18 protein-coding genes are annotated in these 16593 nt (G+C 68.7%); 3 read left to right on the top strand and 15 right to left on the bottom strand.

Translation table 11 applies throughout. The annotated features are described in order from the left end of the window. Window positions 1-28: 28 nt before the first annotated feature. The 8 genes from QFZ52_RS06130 to QFZ52_RS06095 all read right to left on the bottom strand — a co-directional run bounded on the left by QFZ52_RS06130 (window position 29) and on the right by QFZ52_RS06095 (window position 7642). The gene (locus tag QFZ52_RS06130) at window positions 29-427 is read right to left on the bottom strand and encodes a hypothetical protein (protein ID WP_307496743.1); all 399 of its coding nucleotides are present in this window, start codon (window positions 425-427) and stop codon (window positions 29-31) included. Between the two features lie 194 nt (window positions 428-621). Further along, window positions 622-2091 (bottom strand): 30S ribosomal protein S1, encoded by a 1470-nt coding sequence (gene rpsA, locus QFZ52_RS06125; protein ID WP_307496742.1) that lies wholly within the window; start codon window positions 2089-2091, stop codon window positions 622-624. A 127-nt stretch (window positions 2092-2218) separates the two neighbouring features. Next, window positions 2219-3196, bottom strand: coding sequence for a polysaccharide deacetylase family protein (locus QFZ52_RS06120; RefSeq protein WP_307496741.1), 978 nt, complete (start codon window positions 3194-3196; stop codon window positions 2219-2221). A 68-nt stretch (window positions 3197-3264) separates the two neighbouring features. After that, window positions 3265-4572 carry a GNAT family N-acetyltransferase gene (locus tag QFZ52_RS06115; protein WP_307496740.1) on the bottom strand — a complete coding sequence of 436 codons (1308 nt, stop codon included), beginning with the start codon at window positions 4570-4572 and terminating at the stop codon, window positions 3265-3267. Between the two features lie 87 nt (window positions 4573-4659). Continuing rightward, window positions 4660-5430, bottom strand: a complete 771-nt coding sequence (locus tag QFZ52_RS06110) for a lipoate--protein ligase family protein (protein ID WP_307496739.1) — start codon at window positions 5428-5430, stop codon at window positions 4660-4662. Next, window positions 5427-6242, bottom strand: a complete 816-nt coding sequence (locus QFZ52_RS06105; RefSeq protein WP_307496738.1) for a thioesterase family protein — start codon at window positions 6240-6242, stop codon at window positions 5427-5429. The genes QFZ52_RS06110 and QFZ52_RS06105 overlap by 4 nt, the downstream gene beginning before the upstream one ends. A gap of 54 nt (window positions 6243-6296) precedes the next feature. Then, complete coding sequence (locus tag QFZ52_RS06100) at window positions 6297-6800, bottom strand: DedA family protein (RefSeq protein ID WP_307496737.1); 504 nt, start codon at window positions 6798-6800, stop codon at window positions 6297-6299. Window positions 6801-6874: 74 nt separating this feature from the next. Continuing rightward, window positions 6875-7642, bottom strand: a complete 768-nt coding sequence (locus QFZ52_RS06095; protein WP_307496736.1) for an alpha/beta fold hydrolase — start codon at window positions 7640-7642, stop codon at window positions 6875-6877. Between the two features lie 169 nt (window positions 7643-7811). Here QFZ52_RS06095 and QFZ52_RS06090 point away from each other — a divergent pair, with 169 nt between their 5' ends. Both QFZ52_RS06090 and QFZ52_RS06085 read left to right on the top strand, forming a co-directional pair. Further along, the gene (locus QFZ52_RS06090; RefSeq protein WP_278268917.1) at window positions 7812-8069 is read left to right on the top strand and encodes a mycoredoxin; all 258 of its coding nucleotides are present in this window, start codon (window positions 7812-7814) and stop codon (window positions 8067-8069) included. Window positions 8070-8157: 88 nt separating this feature from the next. Then, window positions 8158-9318 (top strand): transglycosylase domain-containing protein, encoded by a 1161-nt coding sequence (locus QFZ52_RS06085; RefSeq protein ID WP_307496735.1) that lies wholly within the window; start codon window positions 8158-8160, stop codon window positions 9316-9318. A gap of 24 nt (window positions 9319-9342) precedes the next feature. Here the strand turns inward: QFZ52_RS06085 and QFZ52_RS06080 are convergent, their stop codons facing one another. Then, window positions 9343-9597, bottom strand: coding sequence for a hypothetical protein (locus QFZ52_RS06080; RefSeq protein ID WP_307496734.1), 255 nt, complete (start codon window positions 9595-9597; stop codon window positions 9343-9345). Window positions 9598-9669: 72 nt separating this feature from the next. Continuing rightward, a complete protein-coding gene (locus QFZ52_RS06075) occupies window positions 9670-11037 on the bottom strand; it encodes an MFS transporter (protein ID WP_307496733.1) in 1368 nt (455 codons plus the stop codon). Between the two features lie 167 nt (window positions 11038-11204). Between QFZ52_RS06075 and QFZ52_RS06070 the strand changes: the two genes are divergently transcribed. Then, complete coding sequence (locus QFZ52_RS06070; RefSeq protein WP_307498674.1) at window positions 11205-12053, top strand: LysR family transcriptional regulator; 849 nt, start codon at window positions 11205-11207, stop codon at window positions 12051-12053. Window positions 12054-12073: 20 nt separating this feature from the next. Here the strand turns inward: QFZ52_RS06070 and QFZ52_RS06065 are convergent, their stop codons facing one another. The 5 genes from QFZ52_RS06065 to QFZ52_RS06045 all read right to left on the bottom strand — a co-directional run bounded on the left by QFZ52_RS06065 (window position 12074) and on the right by QFZ52_RS06045 (window position 16574). Next, window positions 12074-13366 (bottom strand): lytic transglycosylase domain-containing protein, encoded by a 1293-nt coding sequence (locus QFZ52_RS06065; RefSeq protein WP_307496732.1) that lies wholly within the window; start codon window positions 13364-13366, stop codon window positions 12074-12076. A 94-nt stretch (window positions 13367-13460) separates the two neighbouring features. Next, window positions 13461-14510, bottom strand: a complete 1050-nt coding sequence (locus QFZ52_RS06060; protein WP_307496731.1) for an exonuclease domain-containing protein — start codon at window positions 14508-14510, stop codon at window positions 13461-13463. A gap of 17 nt (window positions 14511-14527) precedes the next feature. Then, window positions 14528-15001, bottom strand: coding sequence for a hypothetical protein (locus QFZ52_RS06055; protein WP_307496729.1), 474 nt, complete (start codon window positions 14999-15001; stop codon window positions 14528-14530). Beyond that, on the bottom strand, window positions 14973-15461 hold the full coding sequence (locus tag QFZ52_RS06050; RefSeq protein ID WP_307496728.1) for a hypothetical protein: 489 nt from the start codon (window positions 15459-15461) through the stop codon (window positions 14973-14975). The genes QFZ52_RS06055 and QFZ52_RS06050 overlap by 29 nt, the downstream gene beginning before the upstream one ends. Before the next feature lie 144 nt (window positions 15462-15605). Beyond that, entirely contained in the window at window positions 15606-16574 is a 969-nt protein-coding gene (locus tag QFZ52_RS06045) for a proline dehydrogenase family protein (RefSeq protein WP_307496726.1), read from the bottom strand. Between the last annotated feature and the right edge of the window lie 19 nt (window positions 16575-16593).

Raw genomic sequence — 16593 nt, 5'->3', positions numbered from 1 at the left:
TGAGCGCCGCGCACTGAGCGCCGTGGGCTCAGCTGTTCGGCACGCTCTGGGTGAAGCGCGGCCCCGTGCCGTCCGGGTTCTCCCAGAGCACGGACACGTCGAGGGGCAGCGGCAGGCTGAAGGGCGTGCCGAAGTCGCGGTGGTAATCCGCGTCGTCACTGAGGACCACGACGGCGTCGCGGTTCAGTTCGAAGATCACGACGGCGATGGGTTCCGGGTGATCCTGCACCGCGAAGCTCCACCGGCGGGCCAGGTAGGACAGGCCCAGCTCGGCGAGGCGCTCCTCGGCCTCGGTGTACTCGGCGGGTTCGCCGTGCGGGCGTCCGAGGAGGTCGTAGGGCTGGAAATCCTCCCCCACCATGTCCAGATAACCGACGGTCTCGCCGTCGTCGGGCCGCGTCGCCGGGAACCAGCTGTCAGGGATCATGTCCCCTATTCTCCATCGACTGCTCCATACGATGCGTGAATTCCCCGATTTCGGTGGATTTCGGCATCCTATGGAGCAGTCGATGAGTGTTTTGAGGCAAGGTGAGTGGTTTAAGACAAGGAAGGCCGCCACGGTTTCCCGTGGCGGCCTTCCTCACGTGATCAGTTCACCGGAGTGAACGTCTCACGAGGCAATCAGTTGCCGGTCAGCTTCTCGCGCAGAGCGGCGAGGGCCTCGTCGGAAGCCAGGGTGCCGGACTCGGCAGCCGGGGCCTCGGAGGAGTAGCTGGTCGGTGCGGCGTCTGCAGAGCCGGTGGTGGCGGCTGCAGCGTCGTCGGCCAGGTGCTGAGCAACCTGCTTCTTGTGGGACTCCCAACGCGACTGGGCGTCAGCGTACTGCTGCTCCCAAGCGGCGCGCTGGGTCTCGTAGCCCTCGAGCCACTCGTTGGACTCCGGGTCGAAGCCCTCCGGGTACTTGTAGTTGCCCTCTTCGTCGTACTCGGCAGCCATGCCGTACAGCGCCGGGTCGAACTCGGTGCCTTCCGGATCCACGCCCTCGTTCGCCTGCTTGAGGGAGAGGGAGATGCGGCGACGCTCGAGATCGATGTCGATGACCTTGACGAACAGCTCGTCGCCCACGGACACGACCTGCTCGGCGAGGTCCACGTGGCGGACGGCCAGCTCGGAGATGTGCACCAGGCCCTCGATGCCGTCTTCGACGCGAACGAACGCACCGAACGGAACCAGCTTGGTGACCTTACCCGGAACGACCTGGCCCAGCGCGTGAGTGCGGGCGAAGGTCTGCCACGGATCTTCCTGGGTGGCCTTCAGCGACAGGGAGACACGCTCGCGGTCCAGCTCGACGAGCAGAACCTCGACGGTGACCTCCTGGCCGACCTCGACAACCTCGGACGGGTGGTCGATGTGCTTCCAGGACAGCTCGGAGACGTGCACGAGGCCGTCGACGCCACCCAGGTCCACGAAGGCACCGAAGTTGACGATGGAGGACACGACGCCCGTACGGACCTGGCCCTTCTCGAGCTTGTTGAGGAAGGTGGAGCGGACCTCGGACTGGGTCTGCTCGAGCCAGGCACGGCGGGACAGGACCACGTTGTTGCGGTTCTTGTCGAGCTCGATGATCTTGGCTTCGATCTGCTGACCGATGTACGGAGCCAGGTCGCGGACGCGACGCATCTCCACGAGGGATGCCGGGAGGAAGCCACGGAGGCCGATGTCCAGGATGAGACCACCCTTGACCACCTCGATGACGGTACCGGTGACGACACCGTCCTCTTCCTTGATCTTCTCGATGTCGCCCCAGGCACGCTCGTACTGCGCGCGCTTCTTGGAGAGGATGAGGCGGCCTTCCTTGTCCTCCTTGGTGAGAACGAGGGCTTCGACCTCATCGCCAACAGCGACGACGTCACCGGGGTCGACGTCGTGCTTGATGGAGAGTTCGCGGGAGGGGATGACACCTTCGGTCTTGTATCCGATGTCAAGAAGGACCTCATCGCGGTCGACCTTGACGACAATGCCTTCGACGAGATCGCCATCGTTGAAGTACTTGATGGTGGCGTCGACGGCGGCGAGGAAATCCTCTTCGGACCCGATGTCGTTCACTGCGACGACGGGGGTACCGGACTTCTCGGTAGAGGTGATGGTCATGTAGTAGGGGCTCCGATGTGGATAGTTAGTCGGTCAGGCAGATCCGCCACGCTCAGGGCGCGGACACAAGGACCATCCTGATGTGTTGGATTGATTCGCGCGTACGCGTAACGCACGCCCTACTAGTTTACCGTCCCGCGGCAACGCCGGTCAAAGCAGCTTTTCCGAGCCCGAACACCGTGCTCAGATGCGCGAAATGAAGTCCCCGTCCGAGCATGCCGGGCAGGCCCGCCACGTACCCCTCACCGGTGCCTGACCTGGGCTGGTTGAAGTGGGAGATCACGACGTCCCCGCCCTTCACCGAGTCCAGCTGGCCGGCGACCATCTCCGGTGTGAAGGTGGCTCCGCCGTCGGCGTTCACGGAGAAGTTGGCGGGCAGCAGACCGCAGCGCCGCACCATGGCGGCCGCGACCTCGTCATAGTGGGCGGTGCCCGGCCGGAACGCGAGCGGTGCGCGACCCGTCAGCGCGGACAGGCCCTCCTGATTGCCCATGACCTCGTCATACGCCTCCCCCAGATCCGCGGTCCCCGGAATCCCGTAGGCGCTGCGGCCGCTGACCGAGAGAGGACTGTGACGCACCCCGTGATTGGCGATCTCGAAGAGCGGATCCGTCGCGAGTTCCCGCAGCAGACCGGGATTCCTGCGGGCCCAGCGCAGATTGATGAACAGGGTGGCCGGGACCTGGTGACGGCGCAGCGAGCGGATGAGTTTGCGGTCGAATCCGGAGCCGCCCGGACCGCCGCACGCGTCGAACGTCAGCGCGACCGAGCGGCTCGGGCCGCCCAGCGCCACGCCGGTGACGTCCAGGCCCCATTGCGCGGGTGACCGGCGGCCGAATTCAGCAAGGATCTCCCGGCGGGTCACCACGGGCACGACGCTCGGCATGGGCCGTGGACGCGCGACGCCGGGCCTCGGCGTCGCCGCGGGCACGGCACCGGCGGCGCCGCCCGCCGCGCCACGGGGCGGGGTTTCGGGGGCGTCCCCCTCGTCGCAGGCCACGAGGCCGAGACCGAGGGAGGCGGCGATGCCCAGGAACAGGGCACGACGACCGGGATCCGCAGGCCCGCCCCCGAGCCCTTCCCGGAGATGACGCGGGGAATACACCGCCTCAGTGTAGTCCGCGAATCCTGACGAGTCGCTGTTAAGCGGCACTTCCCAGACGGGCCGCCTTCTCAGAAGTGCGTATGGCAGTGCACCGGGCGTTCGGGGGTCAGGAACAGCCCCAGACGCTCCACCGCTCCCGGCACGTGTTCCTGGATCCGGCCGGCCTCCGCGAGCGTGGCCGCAGGCACCCCGCCGAGGTACACCGAGCTCAGCTCCGCGACGCCCAGGGTGAGCTCCACCGTGGCGTCGTCCACGTCGTCGTCCCCGACCTCCGTGACGGTGGCGGTCCCGCCGACCACCACCATGCGGTAAGTTCCGCTCACGAGATCCAGCGGATCCTCCACCCGCAGGACCAGGCTTCCGTCCAACGGGTAGCGCTTCGCCTCCAGCGCGGCCTTGACGTCCAGTAGGCGGAGCCAGAGCATGTCCCGCGGCTCCTTGGCCTCCACGCAGCGGGGATCCTCGAGAGCCCATTCGAGCGCGTCCTGCGCCGGGGCGGACTCCACCTCGATGCGCTCCACGAGATCCAGGCTCGCCAGGAAAGCCCACAGGCCCAGATGGGCCTCCGGAGTGGCAGCCACGAAGTCGACGACCGACATCGTGTAAGGCTCGGTGTTCCAGCCCTTGAAGCGATAGGAGACGTAGCCGTCCGGCGTGCCGTCGGCGTCGTAATGCAAGGCAGCCCGCAGGTCCTTGCTCTCCTCGCCCTTCTCGTCCATGAAGCCGGAGGCGAGCATCGGGTAGAAGCGTGCACGGCCGATGGAACCGGGGGTCGCCGCGTGGAAGCGGTCGAAGATGCCTTCGGCGAGCTCGAGCAGATTGCGCGGATCGGTCAGTTCCACCCGGCCGGTCGGCGCCTGACGGAGCCGGAAGCGAGAGGTGACGTCCACCGTAAGGGAGCGTTCATACGTGGCGACGCCGAAGCCGAAGCGGCCGTAGATCCCGCCTTCGGAGGCAGTCAGCGCCGCGATGGCCAGGCCGTTCTCCTGGGCGCGGCGCAGGTCCTCGGTCATGAGCCGGGTCAGCAGGCCCTTCCGGCGGTGCGTGGGCCTGACCGTGACGGCCGTGATGAGATGCGCGGGGATCTCCTGGCCGCGTCCCACATTGAGGTTCTTGGTGAAAGTGCCGAAAGTCGCCACGGGCGATTCTGCGGCGAGACCGTACTCCGGAGTGGACTCCTGGTACACGCCGGTGAGGACCCGGTTGTCGTGGCGGGCGTTGCGCAGGATCTTGGCGATCAGATCGTCGCCCGGCGTCGAGTCGTGGAACCCGAGCTTGACGGCTTTGCACCACTCGGCGAAGCGGGAGATCTGGTCTTCAGGAAGGGTGGCGGCGTCAAAGCTCTGGACAGTGTATTCCCCGGTCAACTGCGTCATGACCCGAGCCTATCGTGGACCCTGGCCGATATCGAGGGATTCTGAAAGGAGCCTTTGACATGACGGACCACTCGGCAGCGGGCCGCTTCAGTCGCCCAGCAGGCTCTCCATGCTGGCACGGGCCAGCGGAGTCTCCTGGGAGTAGCGGGCAACGACCGCACCCATGACGTCCTCCACCCGCAGGTCCGGCGACAGGTCCTGCACGCTTCCCGCCGTCGCGGGACTCCACTCGAGACCAAGCGCCGCATACGAGTCCGTCAGGACCTCCCGCAAGGGACCGGAGTCCTCCACCACGATCACCGAGCTGAAGAGCCAGGCGCCCGAGACCACGCGCTGCGCCGTGCCGATGAGCTTGACCTGGTGCGAGGGGAAGACGGGGTCGTCACCGTAGACACTGAACTCCCCGGGGCAGTACTCCCCCGGGATCTCCCCGACGGCGGCCAGCACGCCCAGCGACCGCAGGGCATCGGCCAGGAGCTCGCCGTAGTGCGAGAACCGTGCCTTCGCCCCCGCGATCGCATCCGCGCGCGGCTCGATGTGGTCGACCACGAGGCACCCCCGGTGGTAGGCCGCGGCACGGCCGCCCGCTTTCCGGATCAGGGGCTCAAAGCCCCGGTCACGGCAGGCCTGCGCCGCGGCGTCGAACCCCGGCAGTTTGGCGTCCCGCTGCCCGAAGGCCACCGTCGGCTCAGGCCGGTACAGGCGCAAGGTGGGGCCGATCAGTCCGTCCTGGGCGCGGCGGAGCAGGCGGAGCGCCAGGTCCAGGTCCTCCGCCGGCCCGAGGGTGCGCTCCTGATGCACCACGGTCAGGGGCGCGACAGTCAGTGGCGGGACGGCGGCCGCGTGCCGACCGGTCATCCCACGGCCCGGATGGTGAGGATCTGCTCGGCCCGGCCGAACGGGCCGTGGACGTCATGCAGGACCGTGGAGGTCAGGCCGATCCCGTCCGCGCCGAAGGAGACCGAGTTGTCCAGGCCGAGCCACGTGCCGGAGGGCTGACGGTAGAGGTGGATCTGCAGATCCGTGTTCGGCCAGGCGTACCCACCGGGACCCGGCTTCTCCCGCGCGGCGATGCCGTTGGTGGTGTCCACGAGCCCCATGAGCCGCACCCATTCGGGCACGTCCTCGCCTGCGACGAGCGGGTGCCGGGTGGAGACCCAGACGCAGCCGTTGCCCCGCCGGTGGTGCCGGGCCACACGGACGTCGATCGAGGCGATGTAACCGCCCGGCCAGAGCGAGGCCACGTCGAAGGGATCGCATTCCTCGAGCGACGGCATCGGTTCGTCCTCGACCGCTGCAATGGCCGAGGTGTCGGTCATGATGAGGCGCCAGGCGGAGGCGCGGATCGCCACGCGCTCCACACCCTTGGCATCGGGCGCCAGCAGTTCGGCCTGAACCAGTTCGATGGTCTTGCCGGGCCGGATCGTCTGACAGCGGATGGAGAACTCGCCACCGGGGATGAGGCCGAGGATCTCGAAGGAGAGCCGCGCCATGCGCAGTTCGGGCCGCGGATCATGCTTCGCCAGTTCGTGGACCATGAGCCCACTGGCCGGGGCCATGTGCTGCTCGTGGGGATTCCAGGCGCCCTGCGCGTGAATCGTGGACTGGTATCGACCGTCGCCGAGTGGGACGTAGTAGGAGTCCCCTCCGGCCAGTTCGGGCAGGTTCACACCGCGTCCTTCCTCGCTGGAGCCCAGCGCGTGGAGGTGGGCTCGCCGAGGCGGTCAGGGCTTGACGTCGGCATCCACCGGGGAGACGGCCGCGCGCAGGCTGCGTCGCCGTCGTCGTACAAGTACCAACGCTACAACGGCCAGGACCACGAGCGCCGCTGCGACCCAGGCCCACGGCGAGCCCGCCATGAGACCAAACCAGGTGTCGATCAGCGCGAGGATCGCGGTCGCGTAGAGAAGGGCCCAGATGAGGGAACCCACGGTGACGGCGGGAAGGTAGCGCTTGAGGGGCATGCGCCCCGCGCCCGCGGTGAAGTTCACCGCGGTCTGGATGCCGATGGTGAGGAAGGAGACGACGACGGCGCCTGGCCCCCACTTCGCGATCCAGCGTTTCGCGGTGCCCGCCTCGGCTCCGCTCAGCCGATGCGCGAGCCTGGTCTTCTCCAGCCCGTTGACCGCGCCCCGCCCGATCCAATACGTGGCGTTGGCGCGGCACATGACGATCACGAACAGCACCGGGAACGCCACGTGGAACGGGAGATTGAGGAGGAAGTCCATCCCTTCCAGTGTGACGCATCGGCCTGACGGGAGATGGTGACGATGCGTCAGCAAATGGGGTGGTTCCCGGGGGGTCAGCCGAGCAGGAACGCCCTCATCTGCGGCACGAGCGCGGCCGGGTCCGAATTGTGGGTCTGCCCCGGGATGGCCAGCGCCTTGCCGTCAGGAACCGCCGCAGCCACGGCCTCCGCGGAGGTCTCGGCCCACTGCGGGCTGTCGCCGCCGTACAGCGAGAGCACCGGAGCCTCGATGCGGGCGAGCTCCTCGACAGGGACCGAACTGTCACCCACGATCTGCAGGTCGTAGGTGACCGTGTGACCCAGGGCTTCGAGACCCGCCCAGAACGGCATCTGCCGCATCGACGGGTCCCACGGCGCGCCGACGTGGCGGATGAAGTTCTCCACCGCGTCACCGGGGCGGCCCTCGGCCGCCGCCTCGCGCTGCTGCTCGGCGAAGGCGCGCCAGTCCGTGGTCTGTTCCGTCAGGAAAGGAGGTTCATAGGTGACGACGCGTCGCGCCGGGAGTCCGGCGGCGACGGCGAGGAGACTCAGGATGGCGCCTGACGAGTGCCCGTACACTGAGACCGGCCCGTCGAACTCCTCGGCGACGGCTTTCAGGTCCTCGATCTCGCGTTCCGCGGACCACGGCCGGGTGTCCCCCGACTCGCCGCGGCCACGGCGGTCGTAGCGGACCACGGTGAAGGCGTCCTCCAGGAGCGGGACGTAGCCGGCGGCGGAGTTCTTATCGTTCAGGGCGCCGCCCACGATGAGGAGCGGGTGTCCGCTCCCCTGGGCTTCGTACGCGATCCGGGTGCCGTCTGCTGAGGTGACGAAGGAGGTCATGTCACTTGTCTACCCGCATCGGGGTCCGATGTCACCCCCGGGATTCTCCCCTGCACCAGCCGCCTCTCCTGCACCAGCCGTCCGCGCCACGGGAAGAAAACAGGGAAGAAAGCAGCACGCCGTACTGTTGTGGTCTGCAGATGTTCAGAGACAGACCCGAGAGGAACCCGTGGACTTCACCCCCGAATCCGGCAGCATCACCATGTTCTCCACCGAATGGTGCGGTTACTGCAAGCGCCTGAAGAAGCAGCTCGACGCCCAGGGCATCGGCTACCAGGAGATCAACATCGAAGAGGTCCCGGGCACGGCCGAACTGGTGGAACAGCTCAACAACGGCAACCGCACCGTCCCGACCGTGCTGTTCCCGGACGGGTCCGCCGCCACGAACCCGAGTGCCGCCGAGGTCAAGGAACGCCTCGGGGTCTGACAGCGCAGGCTGTCGGGTGGGGGCTCTGACGGCTCGGTCCTGACCAGGCTGTCAGAGCCCTTCAAGGAAGCTCCTCTACACTGCGGCCATGCGCTCCGAACCACCGAATCACTCCTGGCAGGCCGCGCGCACGGGGCGGATCGAGGCCCAGCGGGGCCTGCCGTCCGACGAACCCGGCGCCTCCGGATACCACGGCGGGCCGGAGGGCCAGGGAACCCGGCCGGAGGCCCAGGGGACCCGGCCGGAACAGGCAGCACCGCCGCGCGGCCGACGCCCTCGCCGGGAGAAGCGGTTCCGCGGCGCCGCACCCTCCCCCGCCGTCGCCCCGCCGACCCGGTCGGCCGGCGCAGACCGGCGCAGCGCTCCCCACGGCACCCTGCATCCGGGCGCATCCACGGTTCCGGGCGCATCCACCAAGCCGCCTCGCCGCCGCAAGGTCTTCAAGCGCGTCATGGTGAGCATCGCGGTGCTCGTCGTGGTGCAGTTCCTGTCGGTGCTCAGCTACAACTGGTTCACGCCCCCGCGGACGTCGTACATGTTCCAGAGTGGCGAGCCGATCGTGTACCAGTACGTCTCGATCGACCACATGAGCCGCTTCGCCCTGGCCGCGACCATCGCCCACGAGGACGAGCAGCTCGGCACCCGCGTCGGGGCGTTTACCTGGGAGGAACTGACCCAGCGGGCCGAAGCGTGGCAGAAGGGCGAGAAGGACCCCAGCGGTTCGACCATTCCCCAGCAATTGGTCAAGAACATCTATCTCTGGCCCAGCCAGGACCCCGTGCGCAAGACTCTGGAAGCCGGTCTCGCCACCGAGATGAGTCTGACGGTTCCGGCTAAGAGGGTCCTGGAGCTCTATCTCAACTACGCGCAGTTCGCCCCGAAGCTGTACGGGATCTGCGCCGCGAGCTGGTACTACTACAACACTCCGCCCTGGGCGATGACTGAACACCAGGCGGGCCAGCTCATGGGCGTCCTTCCGTTGCCGGAGCGGGTGCGCCGCGCGCCGCAGGGTGGCATCGACCTCGGCCCGAGCGCCGATCCGCTCGCCTGGGACCTCATCAACGGCGCGGCCAATGTCTGGGTGCCGCGCCAGATCGAGGGCATGGGTGGCTGGCAGGCGACCGTGGCGACCGTCGGCATCACCGATCTGGCCAGCGACCACGCGGCGGACCGGAACTCGGGCGACTCCTGCTCCACCATGCCGGCCGCGGTGTCGAAGCGTATCGCCGAGGACGCCGCCGGCCAGTGACTCCCGGGGTCGATCAGCCCCGGTTCAGTCCTGCCGCCCCGCCACTGGAGCCTGACCCGGACGGGGTGCCCGGAGCGAGATGAGGATCGCCGCGAGCGGGCCCAGCACCGGGAACATCAGGACCGCGAGGGCCAGCACCAGCCGGTATGCCGGAGTGAGCGGTTTCCGCAGGAGCAGCAGGACCCACGCCACGATGGCCAGCACCACGATGACGGCGCCGATGACCACGGCACCCACTTCCCAGCCGTTGGGCACGAGCGGATTGGGTGACTCTTGCATGGGCCTGCCTTCTATCGGGATGCGAGGAACCCCTTCAGCCTAACCGGGGCCGGGCCAACCGGGAGTGCTCTCTCAACTGTCGGCGGCTCGCGCCGCACCTCCTGCGATCCGGAACGACGGGCGGTAGCCTCGCAGCCGCACCTGGAGCCGGAGCTTCCCTTGCCGTGCCAGGACCACCGAGACGACAGCCGCGGCCACGGCGGGCACCAGGCCGGAGACGAACAGCGAGAGGTGGGGTCCGAAGTGCTCCGCGAGGGAACCCATCATCGGCCCGCCGATCGCCTGGCCGCCCATGAGCACCACCAGGTACAGACTCATCACGCGGCCCCGGATGGCGGTGTTGGAACTCGTCTGCACGAGCTGGTTGGCGGCGGTCAGGAAGAGCAACGAGCAGAACCCTGAACACACCATCAGGACACAGAAGGCCGCCAGCCCGGGCGTCTGGGAGGCGATGCAGAGCATGACCCCGTACGCTCCTGCGGCAAAAACCGCGGACCGGACCTGGAGCCGACGCCGGCGCGTGGAGGTGATGGCGCCCAGAAGCGCACCCAGCGCGAGCATGGCATTGAGCAGGCCGTAGCCGCCGGCGCCGGCGTCGTACACCCGGTCCGCGAAGGCTGCCAGTTGCACGGGAAGGCTGAGGGCGAAGAGCGACACGAAGGCCGCCATGAGCCAGGGCCAGCGGATGGTGGGCTTGCGGAGCGCGTACTGGACCGCCTGGCGCACCATGCCCTTCCGGCGAGGCGCCGGAGCGGTGACGTGCAGTCGGTCGCGGTTCATGGCGGTCAGGCTCAGCACGGTGCAACAGCACGCCACCGCGTTGATCGCGAAAGCCCACCCGGCGCCGACCGCGGTGAGCAGCACGCCGGCCAGGAAGGGCCCGATCAGCCCGCCGAGCTGGAAAACGGTCGAATTCACGCTGATCGCGTTCCGGAGATGCTCCGGTCCCACGAGCTCGTTGACGAACACCTGACGCGCGGGCTGGTCGAGGACCGTCACCAGGCCGAGGATCAGCGCGATCAGGTAGCAGTGCCACACTTCGATGCGGCCGCTGAGCGCCAGGACGGCGAGGCTTGCCGCCAGAAGCGCCGCAACGCTCTGGGTCGCGATGAGGATCCGCCGCTTGGGCAACCGGTCCGTGAGGGCGCCGCCCCACGGTCCCAGCATGAGCGACGGGAGGAACTGCAGCGCCGCGGTCACGCCGACGGCCGTCACTGAACCGGACAGCTGGAGCACGAGCCAGTCCTGCGCGATGCGCTGCATCCAGATCGCGATGACCGCCACGAAGTGCCCGGCGGTGAAGATCCTGAAGTTGGGGATGGAGAGCGAATTGAAGGTCTGCCGCCACGGGAGCTTTTCGGAGACGACGGCGAGGGGCTGGGTCGCGGGGCTGGCGGTCTGGGATGCGGCGGGCGGCACGGCGGCCGGAGGGGGCGTCACGGAAGTCCTCGGTTCAGGTTCTCGGAGTGTGAGTCCACCGTAGGCTTGCGCCGTTTCATTGCAAAAGGGAATTATGGCTATAAGTGCCATTGCCTATCGCAATGATCGTGGATGACCGGGAACACGGGGTTCCGGCTCCCACGGACCGTCACGAGGAAGGCCGTTTCATGTTCGATCCTGTTCACCTCCGGTCCTTCCTGGCAGTGGCCGAGACCCTGAGCTTCACCCAGGCCGCGCAGCGGCTCGGCCTGGCCCAGCCCACCGTCAGCCAGCACGTCCAGAAGCTCGAGGCCGCGGCGAAGAGGTCCCTGATCGTGCGCGACACCCGGGAGGTGCGCCTCACCGACAACGGCGATGCGATGGCCGGCTTCGCCCGGACCATCCTGGCGGAACAGGATGCCGCGGCCCGATACTTCGCCGGTTCGGCCATGCGGGGGCGGCTGCGCTTCGGCGCTGCGGACGATCTGGCGAACACGAGCCTGCCCAGGATCCTGCGCGAGTTCCGGCAGCTCTATCCCGAGATCAACCTGGAACTCACCGTCGGCCAGAGCGATCAGCTGCACCGGCGTCTCAAAGCCGGGCAACTGGACCTCGTGTTCGTCAAATGGGTGGCGGGAACCGCCGAAGGTGAAGTGGCGCGCCACGACACGTTCGCGTGGGTCGGACTGGAACAGACCGTGCTGCCCGACGACGCCCCCGTGCCGCTCGTCGCCTACCCGGCGCCGAGCCTGAGCCGGCGCCTGGCCATCGACGCCCTGGAATCGCAGGGGCGGCGCTGGAAGGTCACGTGCTCCACCCGGCAGATCGCCGGTGTGCTGGCGGCCGTCCGGGCCGGGCTCGGCGTCGCGGTCATGCCCTCGACCCTCATCCCGGAGGACCTGACGGTCATCACCCGGCGCTTCGATCTGCCGCCCGTGGGGGACGTGGATTTCACCCTGATCCGGAATCCCTCGGCGAACACCGAAGTGAGCGACGCCCTGATCCGCGCGATCGTGGGGCGCGGACTCAAGTGGTGAGGCAGGGTAGGGAAACCGGGTCAGTACCAGTTGTTGGAGACTTCGTGCGCCCAGGCGCCGCACGGTGAGCCGTAGCGGTCCCGGATGTAACCGAGGCCCCATTCGATCTGCGTGCGATAGTTCGTGAGCCAGTCGCTGCCGGCGCTGGCATACTTGCCTGCGGGGAGTGCCTGCGCGATGCCGTAAGCGCCCGAGGAGGCGTTCGTCGCCGTCGTGAGCCAGCTCGACTCCTGCGTCCACAGCAGTTGCAGACACTGGAACTGGTCCTGGCCCCAGCCGTAGGATCCCAACCGGCCGGCCGCATAGGACTGAGCCCCGGCAGGGTCGTTGACGGCTCCCCCGGTGTCCGGCGGCACGACGACGGGCGGCTGAGGCGCCGGGTCAGGCGTGCTGGGCGCCGGACCGCTTGCAGAACCTGCCTGCGTCGCGTTGGCTGCGGCCAGCTCCCGCTCGTGTTCCTGTTCCGCAGCCGCTGCAGCCGCCGCGGCCTGTTCCCGGGCACGCTGCTCGGCGGCGGCGCGCTTGGCGGCCTGAGCCGCTTCGTAGGCGGCAAGGGCCTCCTGGCCCTGCTGGTAGCGGGCTTCGACGGACGCCGTGGTCCCCTTCAGCGAGGCGAGCTGCGCCGTGAGTTCCTGGCCGTGCTGCTTCTGCTGGGCGAGCTGCGTGTCCATGGCGGTCTTCGCGGCCTGGGCGGCGCCGAGCTTCTGCCGCGCGTCGTCTGCCAGACGCTGCCGCTCAGCCTCAGCGCGCTGCTCCTGGTCGGTGAGAGACCGCACGGTGTTCTCCGCGGCGGACGACTTCGCCAGCAAAGCAGACGCCCGGCCCGTCACGACTTCCAGGACGCTGAGTCCTTGCAGACGGTCCGGCTGGATGGACTGGAGATCCGGGATTCCCGGCAGGTCCAGGCTGCCGCTCTTATAGGCCTGCACGGCCAGGGAGCCGTACTCCTTCCGGTACCGCGCGGCTTCCGCGGTCGCCTGGCGAAGCTGCGCCGACAGCCCGTCCACTTTCGCTTTCGCAACATTGAGAGCAGCGTCTGCCACGGCATACTCTCCGGATGCGACGACGGCGGCGTTGCCCCGCTTTTCCGCTTCGGTCTCCAAGTGCCCGAGGAGACCTTTGATCGTGGTGATCTCGGCGGCCTTCGCCCCTTCACTCTGCTTCGCTTTCTGGACGTCGCTCCACGAGGGGTACCCGCTCGGCGGGGCGTCGTCGTCGGCGGCCGCTCCGGGCAGCAGGACGCCGCAGAGCAGCGTCAGGGTGAGTGCCGCGGCGAGCGTGGGTGCTGAGGCGCGGCGGGCAAAGCTCGACATACTGCCAGAGATTACCGGCCCGCCGGCGTCTTTCCGCGGAGCCGGCTGCTCTGATTCGAGCATTCACAGGGTAATCGCAGGAACCGGAAGCAGGTCAGTGCTCTCCGAGCAGCGTGCGCAGGAAGTCCTCGCCGACCACCGGGATGCCGTAGGCCCGGGCTCTCCGGGCTTTGGTCGACTGAGTGTCCGGGTCCGCGGCGATCACCAGGGCGACCGCTCGGGTGACGGCCGGGTGCACCGGATACCCGGCCGCCTGCAATCGTTCGGTGATCTCGTGGCGCGGCCGGCGCATCTGACCGGTCAGGACGAGCCTCCGGCCCGGTTCCAGCGCCACCGGAGCACCCGGCGGAGACCAGCCGCCGGACGGCGCGGGCGCGGGTTCTCTCAGGAGAGAGTCCACCTGTTCCTCGGCGACACCGAGGCGGTCGGCCTCCGCATACAGCCCGGCCACGCTCTCCGGGGAGAGCATGCCGTCGGTCCAGGCGGCCGCGAGCCGGCGGCGGAGGCGGGCCAGGTGGTCACTGCGTCCGCGGGTCAGACCGGGATGGCCTGCCCGGGACGGCACGGACCAGGCGAGCGCCGCTGACCGTTCGAGCGCCGCTGACCGTTCGAGCGCCGCTGCCCAGACCGGATGCTCCGGCGCCATGCTGAGATAGGCGCTCAGGACGTGCGCAGTCGCCTCGGCGTCGGCGCCTGCCGTGTGCGCATCCTCCAGTGGGAGACCGAAGGCGTTGCAGCAGTCCTGGAGCGACCGGCCCACACCCGGCAGGAAGGTCCGGGCCAGTCTCATGGTGCACACGACATCGTCCGCGCCGACCGGGAACTGTTCCCCCGCCCGGAGGAACTCCGCCGCGAGGAAACGGTGGTCGAAGCGTGCGTTGTGGGCGACGAAAGCCCGCCCTTCCAGCCGGCGCGCGACCTCCGGCAGGACGTCGGGGAAGAGCGGGGCGTCGCGCACCTGTTCCGCGCGGATGCCATGGATGCGCTGCGGACCAAGGTCCCGCTGAGGGTTGACGAGGGTCTCCCAACGGTCACGGACGGTGCCGTCGGAGTCGACGTGGACGATGCCGATCTCCGCCACCCGGTCCCGTCCTGCGACCAGACCGGTGGTCTCGACATCGACCACGGCGAAACCCGCGCTCACTGGGCCGGCCTCAGGGGTCAGCCTGCGGCAGAAAGTTCAGCGTCGGCGAGCTCAGCGCCGGCGGCGAGTTCCCGCAGCAGGGCCTCGCGCTCCGCGGCTCCGCCGTTCTGCAGGGCGCGGCCGGCGTCGCTCACGGTGGCCTTCTTGCCCGTGACCTCGAGGTATCCGAGTTCGCGAAGACTCAGCCAGAGGTTGTTCAGGTGCTCCAGCTCGGCCATGGACCGGACGACCTGCGGGAGCCGGCCGTCGGCGTCGGCCAGCGCCGCCACCTCGTCCTCGGAGAGCCGCTTCTGCGAACCGACCGCGTGCACGCCGACGGCCGCAGCGGCGCCCGCGATGTCGGCCAGGCGCAGAGACCCGGTGGCCGTCAGCTCCTTGCCGTCGCCGAGCCACTCCAGGAGGGCGACGGCGTGGCGGATGGCACCCTCGGAAGCGCCGCCGGCGTCGGAAGCGCCGGCGGCGTCAGAAGCATCGGCGCTGCCCGGTCTCAACCGGCGCGGCCGCTTCCTCCGGTGCCTCCTCGTCCTGCGTGAGCACGAAGTTCTCGAGCAGCACCTCGAGGTCCTCGGCGGTGCCGGTCCAGGAACCGGTGGCGTCGAGGTATCCGAGGTACACCTGGAGGTCGTCCGTCATGACCTGGAAGACACGGCTCTCCCCCGCTTCGCTCATCGCCTCCAGCTGTGCCATGGCCTGCAGGAAGACGTCGGCGTCGAACGCGGTGGCGGACACCGGGGCGCCGCTGGCGCCGTACAGCCACAGGAACTGCTTGACCGACTGAAGCACCTGCAGCGCCTCGGCACCGGTGTTCCCGTCCGTCTCCTCGTACCAGCGCACGAAGGCCAGGGCCTGGGTGTCGACGGCGCGGTCGGCGTTCTTGTACAGGGCTTCGCTCTGCTTAAGGGCTGCCGCCTGCTTCTTATCCTGACGCGGCTTCTTCCGGTTCCGGCTCATGGTCCTCCGTTGTCGTTCAGCTACTGACCCCGGATCCGGGCACGCGTGAGCTCACGCGGGTCGTCCGGGGAAGCTTCCATGATAGTGCCAGCCGCGCTCGTCGGACCCGAGGAACCGCGTTAGATGACGGTAATGTGCCGCGGGTCACCCCAACGCCGGGTACCCCAGATCGGCCAGCGCGAGGAGGACCCGTTCCGGGTGCTCGGCGATCCGGTTGAGCACGTAGAGCCACCATTCGGGCCCGTAGATGATGTACTCCCGGGTGGCGAAACCCTCGGCATGCAGTGCATCGAGCAGTTCCGTCCCGAGGCCTTGGAGCATCTCGAACTCGACGTGGCTCTCCCGGAGCGTGTCGCCGTGGCGGGAATGCAGCTCATCGATCAACGTGGCGTCATGGGTTGCCAGGTTGACCCGGTGCCCGCTCGTGAGCAGACGGTCCGCGAGCCGGTGGTAGGCGGCGACCAAGGGCTCCGAGTCCCGGGGATACGCCACGGAAGAGGGTTCGAAGAAGGCGCCCTTCACGAGACGGACCGGCCCGGACCGGCGCAGCACGCGCTCCAGGTCCTCCGGCGTGCGGTGCAGCCGGGCCTGGACGGTGATCCCGGTCTCCGGGAAGTCCGAGGAGAGCCGCTCCCAGAGATCGAGCACGAGGTCGGTCCGGTCAGAGCCCTCGGCTGAGATCATCACGGAGGTGCCGGCGTCACGCGCTGCCTGAGCGACCCGCGACGCGTTCGCGAGGCCCAGTTCCGGAGAGACCAGCGATCCCAGGTGGGAGAGGTCGAACGAAACGGTCGGAGGGGCCGGGAGGGAGCCGGCCTGTCCGAGGCGCCGCGCCAGGTCCACGAACGCCTCGGTCTCCTGTAAGGCGACCACAGCGTCCCGCACGGATTCACCCACGCATTCGACGCTGAGCCGGTGCCCACGGCGTGACGCCGCCTCAAGGACCGTCAGCGCGCCGTCGACGTCGGGCCCTGCGGTGTAGCGTGCGGCGACACGTCCGGCGGCGGCTGCGAGCGCGGGGTTGGCCATGGTTCTGGCTTTCAGGTCCTCATCGAGGGCCCAGCGGCGGAGCGTGTCGGAGGCGGCCTGAAGCGTCGGGGCAGTGAGTTCCATGCGGACAGTCTGCTGGGTG

The organism is Arthrobacter woluwensis, assembly GCF_030816155.1.
GTDB lineage: Bacteria > Actinomycetota > Actinomycetes > Actinomycetales > Micrococcaceae > Arthrobacter_E > Arthrobacter_E woluwensis_A.
The sequence above is the reverse complement of the archived record's forward strand: the minus strand, read 5'-3'. Positions and strand labels throughout refer to the sequence as shown.

What these genes read in the sequence shown, in the direction of transcription:
- QFZ52_RS06130 (WP_307496743.1), bottom strand. Translation starts at nt 427, where the DNA reads ATGATCCCTGACAGCTGGTTCCCGGCGACGCGGCCCGACGACGGCGAG.
- rpsA (WP_307496742.1), bottom strand. Translation starts at nt 2,091, where the DNA reads ATGACCATCACCTCTACCGAGAAGTCCGGTACCCCCGTCGTCGCAGTG.
- QFZ52_RS06115 (WP_307496740.1), bottom strand. Translation starts at nt 4,572, where the DNA reads ATGACGCAGTTGACCGGGGAATACACTGTCCAGAGCTTTGACGCCGCC.
- QFZ52_RS06110 (WP_307496739.1), bottom strand. Translation starts at nt 5,430, where the DNA reads ATGACCGGTCGGCACGCGGCCGCCGTCCCGCCACTGACTGTCGCGCCC.
- QFZ52_RS06100 (WP_307496737.1), bottom strand. Translation starts at nt 6,800, where the DNA reads ATGGACTTCCTCCTCAATCTCCCGTTCCACGTGGCGTTCCCGGTGCTG.
- QFZ52_RS06095 (WP_307496736.1), bottom strand. Translation starts at nt 7,642, where the DNA reads ATGACCTCCTTCGTCACCTCAGCAGACGGCACCCGGATCGCGTACGAA.
- QFZ52_RS06085 (WP_307496735.1), top strand. Translation starts at nt 8,158, where the DNA reads ATGCGCTCCGAACCACCGAATCACTCCTGGCAGGCCGCGCGCACGGGG.
- QFZ52_RS06080 (WP_307496734.1), bottom strand. Translation starts at nt 9,597, where the DNA reads ATGCAAGAGTCACCCAATCCGCTCGTGCCCAACGGCTGGGAAGTGGGT.
- QFZ52_RS06070 (WP_307498674.1), top strand. Translation starts at nt 11,205, where the DNA reads ATGTTCGATCCTGTTCACCTCCGGTCCTTCCTGGCAGTGGCCGAGACC.
- QFZ52_RS06065 (WP_307496732.1), bottom strand. Translation starts at nt 13,366, where the DNA reads ATGTCGAGCTTTGCCCGCCGCGCCTCAGCACCCACGCTCGCCGCGGCA.
- QFZ52_RS06050 (WP_307496728.1), bottom strand. Translation starts at nt 15,461, where the DNA reads ATGAGCCGGAACCGGAAGAAGCCGCGTCAGGATAAGAAGCAGGCGGCA.
- QFZ52_RS06045 (WP_307496726.1), bottom strand. Translation starts at nt 16,574, where the DNA reads ATGGAACTCACTGCCCCGACGCTTCAGGCCGCCTCCGACACGCTCCGC.